Source organism: Pseudoalteromonas sp. T1lg22 (genome assembly GCF_002964645.1).
Taxonomy (GTDB): domain Bacteria; phylum Pseudomonadota; class Gammaproteobacteria; order Enterobacterales; family Alteromonadaceae; genus Pseudoalteromonas.
This window is the reverse complement of record NZ_PQBY01000002.1, coordinates 25,378-41,751: the sequence shown is the minus strand read 5'-3', so window position 1 is coordinate 41,751 and position 16,374 is coordinate 25,378. Positions and strand designations below refer to the sequence as shown.

The 16,374-nt window shown below is 50.0% G+C and carries 10 protein-coding genes and 1 pseudogene; 8 read left to right on the top strand and 3 right to left on the bottom strand.

Annotated features, from left to right (window positions below; genetic code table 11):
* Positions 1-454 precede the first annotated feature (454 nt).
* The 5 genes and pseudogenes from C2M24_RS00165 to C2M24_RS00145 all read left to right on the top strand — a co-directional run bounded on the left by C2M24_RS00165 (position 455) and on the right by C2M24_RS00145 (position 10,682).
* Complete coding sequence (locus C2M24_RS00165; protein WP_105212907.1) at positions 455-3,253, top strand: TonB-dependent receptor; 2,799 nt, start codon at positions 455-457, stop codon at positions 3,251-3,253.
* Between the two features lie 62 nt (positions 3,254-3,315).
* Positions 3,316-4,827, top strand: coding sequence for a tryptophan halogenase family protein (locus C2M24_RS00160; RefSeq protein WP_105212906.1), 1,512 nt, complete (start codon positions 3,316-3,318; stop codon positions 4,825-4,827).
* Between the two features lie 123 nt (positions 4,828-4,950).
* Positions 4,951-6,792: an alpha-amylase family glycosyl hydrolase gene (locus C2M24_RS00155; RefSeq protein WP_105212905.1), complete on the top strand. Its 1,842-nt coding sequence runs from the start codon at positions 4,951-4,953 to the stop codon at positions 6,790-6,792.
* Positions 6,782-8,269: an MFS transporter gene (locus C2M24_RS00150; protein ID WP_105212904.1), complete on the top strand. Its 1,488-nt coding sequence runs from the start codon at positions 6,782-6,784 to the stop codon at positions 8,267-8,269. Before C2M24_RS00155 ends, C2M24_RS00150 begins: the two co-directional genes overlap by 11 nt.
* Before the next feature lie 14 nt (positions 8,270-8,283).
* A pseudogene (locus C2M24_RS00145) lies at positions 8,284-10,682 on the top strand (glycoside hydrolase family 15 protein).
* A 68-nt stretch (positions 10,683-10,750) separates the two neighbouring features.
* On the opposite strand, the gene C2M24_RS00140 reads toward C2M24_RS00145, so the two are convergent.
* Together C2M24_RS00140 and C2M24_RS00135 are read right to left on the bottom strand one after the other, a co-directional pair.
* Positions 10,751-11,770 (bottom strand): hypothetical protein, encoded by a 1,020-nt coding sequence (locus C2M24_RS00140; RefSeq protein ID WP_158683667.1) that lies wholly within the window; start codon positions 11,768-11,770, stop codon positions 10,751-10,753.
* A gap of 81 nt (positions 11,771-11,851) precedes the next feature.
* Positions 11,852-12,115, bottom strand: coding sequence for a hypothetical protein (locus tag C2M24_RS00135; protein ID WP_105212902.1), 264 nt, complete (start codon positions 12,113-12,115; stop codon positions 11,852-11,854).
* Positions 12,116-12,369: 254 nt separating this feature from the next.
* Here C2M24_RS00135 and C2M24_RS00130 point away from each other — a divergent pair, with 254 nt between their 5' ends.
* Positions 12,370-12,834, top strand: coding sequence for a hypothetical protein (locus C2M24_RS00130; protein ID WP_158683666.1), 465 nt, complete (start codon positions 12,370-12,372; stop codon positions 12,832-12,834).
* A gap of 32 nt (positions 12,835-12,866) precedes the next feature.
* Here the strand turns inward: C2M24_RS00130 and C2M24_RS00125 are convergent, their stop codons facing one another.
* A complete protein-coding gene (locus C2M24_RS00125; RefSeq protein ID WP_105199225.1) occupies positions 12,867-13,892 on the bottom strand; it encodes a LacI family DNA-binding transcriptional regulator in 1,026 nt (341 codons plus the stop codon).
* Between the two features lie 354 nt (positions 13,893-14,246).
* Between C2M24_RS00125 and glk the strand changes: the two genes are divergently transcribed.
* Together glk and C2M24_RS00115 are read left to right on the top strand one after the other, a co-directional pair.
* Positions 14,247-15,296: a glucokinase gene (glk, locus tag C2M24_RS00120; protein WP_105199226.1), complete on the top strand. Its 1,050-nt coding sequence runs from the start codon at positions 14,247-14,249 to the stop codon at positions 15,294-15,296.
* 18 nt (positions 15,297-15,314) lie between these two features.
* Positions 15,315-16,352: a LacI family DNA-binding transcriptional regulator gene (locus tag C2M24_RS00115; RefSeq protein ID WP_105199227.1), complete on the top strand. Its 1,038-nt coding sequence runs from the start codon at positions 15,315-15,317 to the stop codon at positions 16,350-16,352.
* The last annotated feature ends 22 nt before the right edge of the window (positions 16,353-16,374 follow it).

The following is a 16,374-nucleotide window of genomic DNA, read 5'->3' as shown; positions in this document are numbered from 1 at the left end:
TCATAAATGCAATAATGAGAATGCACTGAATTTGGGCGTTGCGGCTGGGTTTTGCACCAGTATGGTGTAATTTAATTTTGGTCTGACCAATTAACACTGTGTCGAGCGCATAAATCATGGCTTGGGCTTGAGCAAACCAAGTGGTGACAGAGGTCGGACTTTTATTAACATTTACCCTGTTGTAATGGCTTCTTATTTGCCACCCAAGACGTTTACAAATGCGTCCTCGCTGCAGGGTGCGTCAGTGGGCGTTATGGCTATAATGATGTAACAGTTGTTGTAACCTTAATGTTAATAAAATGCCTGTTGCGGGGCCTGAATACGTATGCATAAATTTGTTATTAATTTAGCACGAGAGTTAGTATTTTTTGTGACAACAACATGAGCCAACTTGGTGCAGCGCTAACTTCCACCTCGTTCGGCCACACATTATGGTTAATTGGGGTAAAACAGTATGTCTATGTTCAAACCAAGTATGCTAACTCTTGCGCTGATCAGCGCCGGGGTTGCCAGTAGCAATGTTGCGTTGGCGCAAGAAAATGACGCCGCGAACATCGAAGAGCAACAAAAGGTTGAAGTGATCGAAGTGCGCGGTTTCCGCCGCAGCGTCGCCGAGTCAATCAACACCAAGCGTTTCGCCAACGAAGTGGTAGAGTCTATTTCTGCTGAAGACATTGGTAAGCTACCGGATTCATCTATTGCCGAGTCAATCGCGCGTCTACCGGGTCTAACTGCCCAGCGCTTAGATGGCCGTGCATCACGCGTTAGCGTACGTGGTTTTAGCGAAAACGAAAGCGCCACTACCTTTAATGGTCGCGAGCAGGTTTCAATCAGCGATAACCGTGGTGTTGAGTTTGACCTGTATCCTTCTGAGATCATGAGCGGCGTAACCGTATATAAAACACCGAGTGCCTCGATTGAAGCCGAAGGCATCGCCGGTGTGATCGACATGCAAACCGTACGTCCTTTAAGCAAGGGCGAGCAGGTTATCCAATTCAATGGTCAATTTGAGCAAACCAGTTTCGATAAGTTAAACCCGGATGGCGACGATAAAGGTTTCCGTGGCACCATCTCTTATATCGATCAATTTGCCGATGACACCTTGGGTGTGGCCTTTGCGTACACCACCATGAGCTCTCCAAACCAGGAAAAGCGTTGGAACTCATGGGGTTACCCGGATGTTGAAACGCCCGATGGCAACACCTATTCTATCCTGGGCGGCGCCAAACCTTTCGTTCGCTCTTCTACCCTAGAGCGCGACTCCGCCATGTTGGTGCTTGAATATGCACCGACCAGCGACCTGAACATGACCTTTGACGCCCTGTATGTGGATTTCTCTGATGAGAAGATCCTCCGTGGTATCGAGGTACCTTTTGCCTGGGGTCAGGGTACGAGAACACCACTGGCCGTTGATGATGAAACGGGATTTGTTACCAGTGCGATTACCCAAGGTCAGCGCGTTGTCGTACGTAACGACTTTGAAGAGCGTAAGGCCGAGCTAACTCAGTTTGGTTTTAACCTTGAGTATCAAGTAAGTGACGAATGGTCGGTTGAATTCGACGCCAGCCGCTCTGAAGTAGACCGTCAGGTATGGAGTATCGAAAGTTATTCAGGTACTGGTCGCGGCGACAACAATGGCGTAGCCGATGATTTGGGCTACACCTTCAACAGTGGCAACACAGGCGCCCAGTTTACTCATGGTCTGGATTACAGTGACTTTAACCTGATCCAACTAGGTGGCCCGCTATCCTGGGGTCACAGCGCCGCATTAAATAATCACTACGGCCTGACTGGCACTGAGTATCAAAATACCGCTCAAGATGGCTTTATTAATGCGCCGGAAGTTGAAGATGAACTGACGACGTTAAAACTAGCGGCCAAAAAGCTGCTCGATAACGAATATATCAATAGCATAGATTTTGGTATCTCGTACCGTGACCGTGAAAAGACCAAGCTGTCTGAAGGTTACTTTATGACGCTAGCGGATTTCTCCTTGAGCAACCCAGGCATGCTAGTAGTACCAGAGCAATACCGTTTAGGTACAGCTGATCTTAGCTTTATCGGCATGGGCGAGATGATCGCTTACGATACCCGCGCCCTTGTTGACGACGGTTATTATAATCTAATGGCCGAGAGCCTGACCGATTCTAAGCACTTAACGCGTTCTTGGACAGTGCAAGAAGAAGTGACGGCCGCCTTTGTGCAAGCCAATATCGATGCCGCTTTGGGTGATGTGCCAGTGACAGGTAATGTTGGTCTGCGTTATGTACGCACCGAGCAGTCGTCACAAGGTTATGCCTTTAGCGTTGACGCCGATGGCCTAGTAGTGGCAGAGCCAACCGATATCAGTCACGATTACTCACACTTGTTACCTAGCATCAACCTGAACTTCGCCATTACAGAAGATCAAACCGTACGTTTTGGTGCAGCTAAGACTATTTCTCGTGCTCGTCTGGATGAGATGAATGCCTCTATCGATGCCTCATACAATCCGGATCGACCTGATGAAAACGGTAATCACTGGTCTGTATCCGGTGGTAACCCATCGCTGGAGCCAAAAGAAGCAACAGGTTTTGACTTAAGCTATGAAAACTACTTCAGCGATGAAGGTTACTTCTCCGTTGCCGTGTTCTACAAGGACCTGAACGAGTGGATTTTCGACGGTATTTATGAAGCGGATATGAGCGGCACTGCCGATCCGGCCACTGGTCTAGTGCCGGAGCACAGCACGGCGACCGGCTCGGGTAAAATCAATGGCGGTGGCGGCGACCTATGGGGTTACGAACTATCACTTGCGCTGCCGTTCAATCTTTTTGCCGATGAGCTTGAAGGTTTTGGTTTACTGGCCAGCCACACAGGCGTAGAGCAGGATGTGGAAACCCCTAACGGTGATGAATATGAACTGCCGGGTCTGTCTGATAGTATTCAAAGCTTTACTCTTTACTATGAGCGTTATGGTTTCAGCGCCCGTACCAGCATGCGTAAGCGTAGCGACTTTAAAGGCGATATCTATGGCCCTGGTTTCTCAACCGATCAGGTTGCTATCCAAGGTGAGACCATTTGGGATGCGCAAATCGGTTATGACTTCGGTGAGTCGGGTATTGCCGGCCTAGAAGGTCTGGAAATGACCTTCCAGGTACAAAACATCACCGAAGAGCCGTTTGTATCACTGCAAGGTGATAACTCGCTGCAAGTACGTGACTACCAGGATTATGGTCGTACTTACTTGCTGGGCTTCAAGTATGAGCTATAACTCTTAACTGAAGTTAAAAAAAGCCCTTGAATTTTCAAGGGCTTTTTCACAGGAGCAGGATAATGGCGGAAGTGAAAAAGGTATTGATCCTCGGTGGTGGTACAGCTGGTTGGCTTAGTGCGGCCTTATTGGCAAAACTGATGGGCGCGCGTCTGGATATTACCCTGGTGGAGTCGACGCAAATTGGCACAGTAGGGGTAGGCGAAGCCACCATTCCCCCGATAGTCGCTTTTAATCAGGCCCTTGGCATAGACGAGCAAACCCTGGTAGAGCGCACCAGCGCCACCATTAAACTGGGTATTGAGTTCGAAAACTGGGGGCAGGTGGGCGAGCGCTATATGCATGCCTTTGGCTCACTCGGTAAGGCGTTTCCCTTTTGTGACTTCCACCATATTTTTCATGCCGCAAAAGAGCAGGGTTACAGCGGCTCGCTGTGGGATTACTCATTAAATTATCAGGCTGCCAAAGCCGAGCGTTTTACACCCCTGGCACAGATACCCGGTACGCAATTGCCCGGCACCCAACATGCCTATCATTTCGATGCTTCACTTTATGCCCAATTGTTACGCGAGCGTGCCGAGGCCATGGGGGTGACGCGCATAGATGCCAAGGTGATGCAGGTGAGTCAGCATAACAATGGCGATATTCGCGCCCTGACGCTCGACAACGGCAGCGAGATTGAAGCCGACTTGTTTATCGATTGCAGCGGCCTGCGTGCTTTGCTTATCGAGCAAACCCTGGGAGTGGGCTTTGAAGACTGGGGCCACTGGTTGCCGTGCGACCGTGCTATTGCGGTGCAATGCGAATTGCCCGAAGGGCACAGCCCTAAACCTTATACCCGGGCCATCGCCCGCGAGTGTGGCTGGCAGTGGCAAATCCCGCTACAACATCGCATGGGTAACGGTTTGGTGTATTGCTCCCGGTATATGGATGAGCAGCAGGCAATGACCCAGTTGCTTGAAAACCTGCCGGGTAAGCCCATTACCGAGCCCAGGGTTATTAAATTTCGCACCGGGCAGCGACGCAAACAGTGGCAAAACAATGTGGTGGCCATTGGCCTCAGCAGTGGCTTCTTGGAGCCCTTGGAGTCCACCAGTATTCACCTTATTCAAACGGCGATTATTCGTCTGGTTAAACATTTCCCCCACAGGGAGATTAGCGCTGAGGCGCGGGATTCCTATAATCGGCAATTTAGTACGGAAATGGCGCAAATTCGCGATTTTATCATTCTCCACTATGCCTTGAACCAACGCCAAGACAGCGCCTTTTGGCGCCACTGCCAAAGCATGGAATTGCCGGAGTCTTTAACGCAAAAGCTGGAACTGTTTGAAAAAACGGGTACGGTATTTCGCTATCAGGATGAGCTGTTCGCCGAGGTTGCCTGGCAGCAGGTGTTGCTTGGACAAAATTGCTGGCCGCAGCAACATCATCCCTTGGCAGAGCAATTTAGCGCCGAGCAGCGCAGCGAATTGTTGGCCAGTTTGCGCACCTTAATTGAGCGCACAGTGGCACAAATGCCGAGCCACCAGGATTATCTCGGTTCCTTAGTAAAAAGCGCCAAACAAGGGCGCTGATACTCGCCTGAATCCGCCGATAATATGGCACCGGACTGGTTTGAATACGTATGCACGCCATACCCAAGCGGGTCTAGAGCACGTAATATTTTTGTCATAACAAAAGATAAATAAAGTAAGCGAATGATAAATAGCAAGTTGAAAACGCCGTTATTGGCACTGTCGCTCAGCGCCGCGCTCGTCGCCTGTGGCCAGGGGCCACAACAACAAGACGCAAGCACTGAAAGCACCGCAGAGCAGGGCATGCAGCAGATGCAAAAGCCCTTGGTCTATCAGGTATTTACCCGTTTATTTGGTAATACCAAGAGCGCCAATGAACCCTGGGGCACGCTGGAGCAAAACGGCGTCGGTAAATTTGCGGATTTCAATGATGCGGCGCTTATAGGCATTAAAGAGCTGGGTGTCACTCATATCTGGTATACCGGTGTTTTGCACCATGCCATGGTGACCGACTACAGCGATTTTGGCCTGCCAAGTGATGACCCGGATGTGGTTAAAGGCCGCGCCGGATCGCCCTATGCCATTAAGGATTACTACAATGTGAATCCGGACTTGGCATCCAAACCCGCCGACCGCCTGCGTGAATTTGAAGAGCTGATCGCACGCACCCATAAGCATGGCATGAAGGTGATCATCGACATAGTGCCCAATCATGTCGCCCGCGATTATCATTCCGTCAGCAAGCCTCAGGGCACTGCAGATTTCGGTGCCAATGACGATACCAGTGTCGCTTATAAGCGCGACAACAACTTCTATTATGTGGTGGGTGAGGACTTTATTGTTCCCCAAGACACCAACTATCAGGTGCTGGGCGGCCAAAGCCACCCGCTTGCGGACGGTAAATTTGCCGAAAGCCCGGCGAAATGGACAGGTAATGGTGCTCGCAAGGCCCAGCCGGATATTAACGACTGGTATGAAACGGTAAAGATCAACTATGGCGTCAAGCCGGATGGCAGCTATGACTTCCCCCGTTTGCCGGATAACTACGCCGAGCTGGATTATCGTGCCCATTATGCCTTTTGGCAGGAGCAGGAGCTGCCCGATAGCTGGTATAAGTTCCGCGATATCACCCAATACTGGCTCGAAAAGGGTGTCGATGGCTTCCGCTACGATATGGCGGAAATGGTGCCGGTGGAATTTTGGAGCTTTTTAAACTCCTCCATCAAGATGAGCAACCCGGATGCCTTCTTGCTGGCCGAGGTTTATAACCCCGAGCTGTACCGCCCTTATATTCATTTAGGCAAGATGGATTACCTGTACGACAAGGTCGGTTTCTACGACAGCCTTAAGGCCATTATTCAAGGTAAAGCAGAGGCCAGCGAGCTGCTGGCAACGCACCAAGAGGTGGCAGATATTGAACAGCATATGCTGCACTTTTTGGAAAACCACGATGAGCAGCGCCTGGCGAGCCCGGATTTTGCTGGCGATATGCGCTGGGGCAAGCCGGCGATGACGGTCTCAACCCTAATTGGGCGCTCACCTAGCATGTTGTATTTCGGCCAAACCGTGGGCGAAGATGGCTCTGAAGAGCCGGGATTCGGCGACCCAACACGTACCAGTATTTTTGATTATATCGGCGTGCCCGCGCATCAGCAGTGGATGAATGGCGGCAAGTTCGACGGCGGCGCGCTTAACGATGAGCAGCGTGCGCTGCGCCAGTTTTATATTGATTTGATGGCACTTAATTCTCTTCCTGCGATTGTCGCCGGTGAGCTGATCCCAGTGCCAAACTCGGCGCCCCATGCAGTGATCAGTTTTGAGCGCAGGCTAGGCGATCAGCGTATTGTCGTGGTTGCTAACTTTGGCAAGCATCCGGTGTTTGTTGATATTGAGCCAGAGGAAGCCATGGTCGGGAAAACCCTCCTGGGTACGGATCCTCTGTATTTAGATAAGGAAATTCCAATCAAGTTGCCATATCAGGGCGTTACCGTGTTTCAGATGGGGATCCAAGTAGATGAATATTGAAAGGCCTAGCCTGAGCTTCTGGCAAATTTGGAACATGTGTTTGGGCTTTATGGGCATACAATTCGGCTTTGCCCTGCAAAATGCCAATGTCAGTCGTATTTTCCAAACCCTGGGTGCCGATATCGATGATATTCCCATTCTTTGGGTCGCAGCGCCTTTAACCGGTTTAATTGTACAGCCGATCATCGGCTATATGAGCGATAAAACCTGGGGACGCTTAGGCCGTCGTCGTCCTTACTTTTTCTATGGTGCCATAGTGACTACGGCAGCACTTCTGGTAATGCCGAACTCGCCAACTCTGTGGGTTGCCGCCGGTATGCTGTGGATTATGGATGCCTCCATTAACGTTACCATGGAGCCGTTTCGTGCCTTAGTGGGCGATAACCTGCCCAATAAACAGCGCGCCCTGGGTTATTCGCTGCAAAGTTTCTTTATCGGCATAGGCGCCGTGGTGGCCTCAAGTCTGCCTTGGATCCTAAGCAACTGGTTTGATGTCAGCAATACCGCCGCTGCCGGGGTGATCCCTGAGTCGGTGCAATATGCCTTCTATATTGGCGGTGTCTTCTTATTGGTGAGCGTGATGTGGACAGTGTTTACCACCAAGGAATACAGTCCAGAGCAGTTGGCGGCGTTTGAAAAGAGCGAAGCGCATCTTGAGAGCGACACGCAAATGCAAGAGATTAATTTTGGCCGCACCATGAGCATCAGTGGTGTGATTGGCGTGTCTATTATCGCCTTGGTGACGGCCCTAGATCTGGAAAAAGAGCTGTATCTGCTGGGCGCCGGACTAGTGGCCTTTGCCTTGTTGCAAGGCATTGCCCTGTGGCAGCAAGCGAAGGAATACACAGAAAACGGCTTTTTTGCCGTGGTTTACGATGTTTTCACCATGCCAACGGCCATGCGCCAGCTGGCCTGGGTGCAGTTTTTCAGCTGGTTCTCACTGTTTGCCATGTGGATTTATACCACGGCGGCGGTAACCAGTTACCACTACGATACCTTAGATGTGACTTCCAAGGCCTATAACGACGGTGCCGACTGGGTGGGTGTACTGTTTGCCGCCTACAATGGTTTTGCCGCTTTGGCTGCCTTGATTATTCCTATCATGGTTAAGCGCATGGGCATACGTTTGACCCATGCGCTGAATCTTATCTTAGGCGCGGCGGCGCTAATCAGCTTTATGTTTATTGCAGATCCAAGCTGGTTGATGTTACCCATGGTAGGCATAGGTTTTGCCTGGGCGTCGATTCTCTCTTTACCTTACGCCATGCTATCGACCACTTTGCCGAGCGCAAAAATGGGGGTCTACATGGGTATTTTTAACTTCTTTATCGTTATTCCACAGTTGCTCGCGGCCAGCATCCTGGGTCTTATTCTCAAGCATGGGTTCGCCAACCAGCCTATTTATGCCTTAGTGATTGGCGGCATTTCCTTTGTCCTAGGTGCCATCGCGGTTAGTCGAGTCAAATTAGTAAAATAATAAGGGGACACTCAGTGAAAGTTTTAAATTCAGTTATGGCGGCCATGCTGGTCGCAGGGCTGACGGGCTGTAACAGCGCCGAGCAGCAAACAACTCAGGTACAGACGGTAGCGCCGGGTGCTCCTGGTGACACCCCTTATTGGGCCTATTCGGGCAAAACCGGCATAGGCACCTCATTTGAGGCCTATCATAACGGCCAATACAGCGAGCAGGCTGCGACCGGCCCCGTGTCTAAGGTGTGGTTCTCCCTGGCGAAAGGTATGATCACCGAAACCATGTTTGGCCTTATCCACCAGGCGCAAATTCGCGATATGCAGTTTATTGTCACCGGCGATGACTTTGTGGTCAGCGAGCAAGATGGCTTAAAAAACACGCTTGAGTACCTGGATACCGACGAGCAAGGCCGTCCGCTTTCTTTGGCCTACCGGGTAACCAGTGAAGATGAGCAGGGGCGTTTTCGTATTATCAAGGATATCTTTACCGATCCGGATGCTCAGTCGCTGATGGTGCGCGTTCGCTTTGAAGCAAACCAACCTGGCCTAAGCGCCCATGTGCAGGTTAATCCCTATGTAAATAATGATGGCTTAAATGACAGCGCCAAGGTGGCCGGCGATGCATTGCTTGCCTACAGCCAAGGCAAACACTTCTTAAGCCTGCAAAGCAAACAGGGCCTAAAAGATACTTCGGTAGGCTTTTTCGGTCAAAGCGACCGTTTAACCCAGCCAATAAAGGTAATAGCTTTGCACGCTACACCAGCACCGGCGAGCAAACCGGGAACGTCACCATGAGTGCGACCCTGGGTGAGATTAAAGAAGGTGCCGAATTTGACTTGGTACTGAGCTATGGCAACACGGAGCAAAGCGCGCTGGCCGAGGGGCAAAAGACCCTGAGTCGAGGCTATGACACAGTATTGGCGCATTACAATGGCGAAGGCGACTTTATTGGCTGGCAGGACTATTTGCAAAGCCTGTCTGTAACAGATTTATATGCTGCGACCAAAGACGGCGGCAAGCTGCTTAACACCAGTGCTCTGGTGCTTAAAGCGCAGGAAGATAAAACTCACGCCGGCGCGCTGATTGCGTCCTTGTCGAACCCTTGGGGTGATACGGTCAAAGCCGAGCAGGGGCATACAGGCTATAAGGCGGTTTGGGTGCGTGATTTCTATCAGGTGGCCATGGCGTTTTTGGCCATGGGCGACAGTGACACCGCCAAGGCTGCATTCAACTACCTGCCTAAGGTTCAGGTGCGTGAAAACACGCCCGGCAATCAGGGCGACAGTGGCTGGTTCTTACAAAAGACCCATGTTGATGGTGAGTTGGAATGGGTGGGTGTTCAGCTGGATCAAACCGCCATGCCTATTATGCTGGCGTGGAAACTTTACCAGGGTGAGGTACTCACCAAGGAAGAGTTAAGCAACTGGTATGCAGATATGCTTAAACCTGCCGCCGACTTTCTCGTTGACGGTGGCCTGGCGAAAATTCTTTGGAATGATGTGCAGATCACCCCGCCGTTAACCCAACAAGAGCGTTGGGAAGAGCAGGCCGGTTATTCGCCCTCAACCACGGCAGCGGTTATTGCGGGCCTTATCAGTGCCGCGGAAATCGCCACGCTCAGCGGTGATGATAAAAATGCTGCACGTTACCTAGCAACGGCCAAACAATATAACCAGGACGTTGAAGCCCTGATGTTTACTACCAAGGGTACGCTCAAGGGCGACAATGCCAATGGCCGTTATTTTGTGCGTATCGCTCAGGACCTGAATGCCAACGCCGATACCAAGTTGGCCGCCAACAATGGCCGTCAGGGCATGGATAAGAAGCAGATCCTCGATGGCGGTTTCCTGGAGCTGGTGCGTTATGGCGTACGCGCCGCAAGCAGTGACTCGGTACTCGAATCACTGCCGGAGTACGATGACCAAACCCTAGCGGAAAACCTGCGCGTTAAATACAGCTTCACCGATGCCGAAGGCGAGGCCTTCCCGGGCTGGCGCCGTTACGGTAACGATGGCTATGGTGAAGATGAAAAACGTGGTACCAACTACGCAGAGGGTGGAGTGAATAGCGATGGTCAACGCGGTCGTGTATGGCCCTTCTTTACCGGTGAGCGCGGTCACTATGAAATTGCCGTGGCGCAATCGCTAACAGGCGACGCTGCGGCGCAGAAGTACGCCGATATCCAACACACCTATGTACGCGGTATGGAAGGCTTTGCCAATAAGGGCATGATGCTACCCGAGCAGGTATGGGATGGCGTTGGCGTTAACCCCTTCGGTTATGAGTTGGGGCAGGGCACCAACTCGGCCACACCTCTGGCCTGGACTCACGCCGAATACGTGAAACTGCTGCGCTCACTAAGCGATAAACGGGTGTGGGATCACTATCCTGTGGTGGAGCAAAAACTTAAGCAAGATTAATTGGGCTGCGACCAATTAGACAAAAAATGCCGCCTATATTTATAGGCGGCATTTTAGTGTGGAGTCGTTTAAAACTGTGTCGGTATTAGGTTAGACAAGGCTGATTGCGAGTAACTAAGGTCATCGACTGTCAATTGAACTGTCTTGGTTTTAGCTTGCGTATATTCAGGGTCATTAAAGGTACTGGGTTGTCTAGTCGGACGTCGCTTCATATAGTCTTCGTAGCCGGGCATGCCGCCATAGTCTCTAGCTGTTACAGACATACTTAGTGAATTCACCTTAGACTCAAGTACTGACTCATCTATAAACTCAGCAAGGTTTAGATTTTCGATGTTTACACTTGTGCCGCTTGGCGGCGCAAAAATACTCCAGCCAAGAAGTGGACGATTATAGTAAGAGGCTTCCATGGCAATGAAAATGAAAGCGTAGTCTACGCCGCTTTGGGCTATGTCATAATCTTGACCATCAAGAGTCAGTACAGAGGCCAGGTTATCTAAGCTCAGGGCCATGGGTGGTAAATCAAATGTTTGATTAATTTCTTTGGTTCTGACAGTTGATGAGGTGATGATGTATCCATCACCGGATGGATTGTCTAAATTTTCATGTTCGTATGCAGTAATGCTGTGGTTCTCTATGCTTTGATGGGTGAAAGCGAAGACATCTTTGGAGCCGTTAACTCCATAATTGTACAAGTGACTATTACTATCAACGATAGCAGAGACTTGCTTGTAAAACATATCAGAATTAATGACAACAGGGGTACCGACAAGCTCCGCTGCAACCTCAGTTGTGCCACCGTCATTGAGGTCGGCGAATAAAGCGCCATACGCTTGCTCAGGCGAGCTAAATTGGTTAATTACAGAAAGCTGCGGCCATTGCTCGGAACCACTTTGTTTACACTGAACAACTGCTTGGTACGTGACTGAACCAACGCCTTTTTGATAGGTGTCGAACATTGCACCATATAACATGCTACTTTCTACATAGCTGTTAACGCGTGCGGGGATGGCTACTTGTACATTGCTGGTCCTACATTCACATGCACTGGTATCATCCGTTTGCAAAGCGTTTTTTCCTAAATCGATCACAGGGTGGTCAACGAAGGTAAGCAAATCTACGGGCGTAATACCATCGATTTTCTCTTGGACTAGCCTGACTAAAGAAAATGTTTAGTGATCCTTCGTTGTTGGGTAGCTAATGACGCCATTGTCATCGGCATACACCGTGGTTTTGTTGGAATAATCGGCATTATGTATGATCAGGGCGGCGTCTCTGTCCGGGGTTTCGTTGCCACACGCGTCCCTATACACGGCGGTAATGGTTAACGTTTTACCGCTGGGTTCAGGGGGCGCTGTTGAATCGAAGCCGCCTGAGCCACCACAACCGGCTAATACGGCAATACTAAATGCACTTAGGAAAAAGCTGCGATACATAGGACAAGTTCCTTCTTTTATTGTTATTGACTAGGAGGGTCATTTTCATAATAGCCCTTGATTTATTATTTTAAATAAAACAAGTAGTTAATTAACACATGTTTCAAAGTGTGCGTTATACTCCTGTGAGTATTCTTGGTTGTTTTATCTAGACGCTGTTAAGAAGTGATCGTTAAACTAGGCGCAATGAATTTACCTGATGTAAGTTGGCGTAGATATAAACGAGAGAAACCAGCTTTACTCGAGGTAATAGTGTGGAAATAAGAAATGGAACCTACACCCTGTATAATAATACCCATATGCTGGTCAGGGAGTGTTACGGGCATGGCATATCAGACCCAGATATAGATCATATGAGAGAAATCTCCTATGCAAAAAAGTTAGGTTATATCAAGGGGTTTAAATTAGATGACAACGAAGGCCGCTATTGTAAAAGCATCAAGGTTGCAGATATGAGCAATGCTTATGAAGTAGCAACAAGAGGGCGTTACAAGGGGCTGGAGTTTATTATTTGCGGATATAGTTCTCGTTCCAAAGTATTTGGTTTACTAACTCATGATGAACAGCTTGCATCGAGACTTGGATTTATCAGCCTGTCAGACGGCTTTATATTAGAGGTCGATGCCGCCGAAGTGGATGAGATATGGGAGATAAGAGGCAAGAGTAAACTCGGTTTACCCTTGCCACAAGGGCTAAAAGAAAAGGTTATTATTTCCTAACACTGCCTTTCTATTAGATAAAACTGCATTACCTATTTACTTGATTGTCTAACAATCAATTGTGGTGGTAAGACGCTGCTGGCAACATCCACTTCCTGCTTTGCTATCAAATTCAATAAATTAGCGACCAGCATTTGCCCGGCGAGTGTGGTGTTTTGCTGCACAGTCGACAGTGGCGGGGTGCAAAAACGCGCCACAGCCAGGTCATCAAAGCCAACCACGGACACATCATGGGGCACCCTTAAGCCTGCCTCCTGCAATGCGCGAATGGCGCCTATGGCAATGAGGTCGCTGGCGCCAAACAGGGCATTAAATTTAATGTTATTGGCCAATAAGGACTTGGTCGCCTGATAGCCGGACTCCTCGGTGGAAATTGCGGTGGCTATTTTGCGTTCGCTCACATGAGCACCATGAGTTTTAAGGCGCTCGGCAAAGCCATTAAAGCGGGCGCTGAACTCCGGGCTATGGTGTGATGTATCGCCGATAAAGGCACAGTCGGTGCGCCCTAATTCAATTAAGTGCTCGGCCACAAGGGCGCCGCCGCGACTGTTGTCACAGCTGACGGTTAACTCCGGGCGTCCTTCAACATTGGCACCCCAGCACACAAACTTGGTATCGCTCTCTAGCAGGCGCTCAAACTTGCTTTGATAGTCCATATAGTCGCCATAGCCGAGCAGGATAATACCATCGGCGCGGTGGCTTTCGGCATAATCGGCGTGCCAGTCGTTGCTGCTGGATTGAAAGGACACCAACAGATCATAGCCGGCCTTGGCACAGGCTCGGGTAATGGAGCCGAGCATGGACAAGAAAAAGGGGTTGATCTGAGACTCATCCGAGGTTGGGTCTTCAAACAGCAGTACCGCCAGAGTCGAGCTTTGCTGTGCCCTCAGGTTACTGGCATTTTTATCGACCTTGTAATTGAGCTTACGCGCTACCTCGACCACCCGACGGCGGGTTTCTTCATTGACCAAGGGGCTGCCGCGCAGTGCCCGTGACACCGTTGATTGCGATACCCCGGCATAGTGGGCGATATCGAAGGAGGTGGCTTTACCTTTCATGTATGTCCTCATGGGTTAATACAAACCCGGCTGAAATTCTAGGTGCGCATTTGCACTTGGCCATTAGGCCGAATAGGGGGCGCATTTTGCAATATTTTTAGCGGGAACTGAAAATTTTTATTGATCCCCGTCTGACACCGGTGTCATAATGTCGGCGTTTTATCATTTTGTTGTCACAAAACGGTTTGGCTGCCCGCTGCCCGGGCAGCACTTTTTTCAGTAGCGCGAAAAAAGAACTGCTAACATAAACTTAATAAGTTTATGCCAGGTAAGTCAATGTTGGGATTAAGTAATGCTCTGGGGAAAACCTGGAAATCCCAAAAACTTGGTATAAATTAAAAAAGAGAAACGACAATGAGTTCATCAGGTCCACAGGCAGGTAACAAGGTGGCTTTTGCACCTATTTTAGTCGCCGACATTGGCGGCACTAACGCCCGTTTTGCGTTAATTACCGACTACTGCAATAGCAGCAAATCTTTCGCCATTGAACATCAGCACACCTTTCCAAGCTGCGACTTTAAATCTTTTGAAGACGCGGTCGATGCCTATTTATCTCAGATTAATGCCATCAGCATTACCCGAGCCTGTCTGGCAGTAGCCGGTCCGGTTAAGGGGGCAGAAGTGATGCTCACCAATTTGGGGTGGCAATTTAATACCCAGCAACTGAAGCAGCGTTTCGGGTTTGACAATTTACAAGTGATCAACGATTTTGCCGCCTTTGCCTATGCCGCTCCTTATTTGAATGAGCGCGATAATATCTGCGTTAAGCAAGGCATTGCCCAGGAGCATGCCAATATCGCCGTATTCGGACCGGGTACCGGCTTTGGCGCCGCTTGTCTGGTGCGCTCGCAGGGTCAACAGGCGGTAATGAGCTGTGAAGCGGGGCATATTAGTTTGGCCCCGGTGACAGAGTTAGACCGTCAATTGCATAATGTGCTGCGCGAAGACCTGCAACATGTGTCGGTGGAAAATGTCTTTGCCGGCCCCGGCATCGCCCGTTTGTATCGCGCCATGGCCAAGGTTCATGGGCAAACGGTAGAAGACATAGATGCGGCGCAAATAGCGGCTCTGGCAGAAAATAAAGAATGTATGATTGCCGAGCGTACCCTGAACCATTTTTGCGATTGGCTTGGCAGCGTTGCCGGTGATATAGCCCTGAGCTTTGGTGCTTTAGGCGGCGTATTTATCGGTGGCGGTATTTTGCCGCGTATGCAACAGCGGCTGCTAACGAGTAGATTTAATGAACGATTTATTGCTAAAGGGGTGATGTCGCAGTATAACAGTCAAATACCTGTGACCTTGGTGTGCCAAGAACATATTCCCTTTATTGGCGCCGCGGCCTGTATTCATACGGCGAGCCCAACGGCTAGCTCAACGGGCTGTTCGACAAGGCAAGGCGATTAAGGAAGATACTAGTCAACGATGAAAAAGATAACTATAAACAGTGTTGCTAGCTATGCTGGTGTATCGAAAAAGACCGTCTCCCGGGTGCTTAATAATGAGCCCAACGTCAGCGACGTGACCCGGGAAAAGGTGCTTAAGGCCTTTAAAGAGCTCGACTATACACCTAACCCTATTGCCCGAGGATTGGCCCGTAATCGCAGCTTTATTATTGCCTGCTTATACGACAATCCTTCGAAAAGTTATATTACCCGTCTGCAAAGCGGTGCTTTGGCGGCCTGCCATCAACATGGTTTTAATCTCTTGATCCATCCGTGTGAGCTGCGCGGTCAGGCGCTGCTCGACAATATTGAGCAACTGTTACAAACCTCACGTATCGATGGCCTGGTATTAACGCCACCGTTTTCCGACCACGGTGAGCTGGTGGCCTTTTTACGTCAGAAAAAAGTGCCCTTTGCCCGGGTGGCTTCGGTGAAACTCGATGATGAGTCGATTTCGGTGCGCAGCAATGACGAGCAGGGTGCCTTTGAAATTACCGAGCTGCTTATCGAGCTCGGTCACAAAGACATTGCCTTTATTAAGGGCCATCCGGATCACAGTGCCACCGAGCAGCGTTTTAACGGCTATCGCCGGGCGCTTGCCGAACATGGCATTGCCTATCAGGAGCACCTGGTGGAAGAGGGGAATTTCTCCTATCACTCAGGTGCCGACAGCGCCGAAACCATATTGCATTTAGACCCCAGACCCACCGCCGTGTTTGCCTCAAATGATTATATGGCGGCGGCAGTACTCAAAGCGGCCACCCAAATGGATTTAAAGGTCCCCGACGATATTGCCATTGCCGGTTTTGATAATGCTCCCATTGCGCGCCATATCTGGCCCGGGCTCACCACCATAGCCCAGCCGGTGGAGGAGATGACGCGCCTGGCGGTTGAGCATTTAATCGAGCAAATCAACCAGGGCGATAATGGCGATGAAGAGCAGCAAAAAGAGCCGCTGCAAATCACCTTGGAAGCCAAACTTATTTGTCGCGAGTCCACCGCAGCGCCAAAGTCCTAACGTTTTAAATCCCAATTGCACG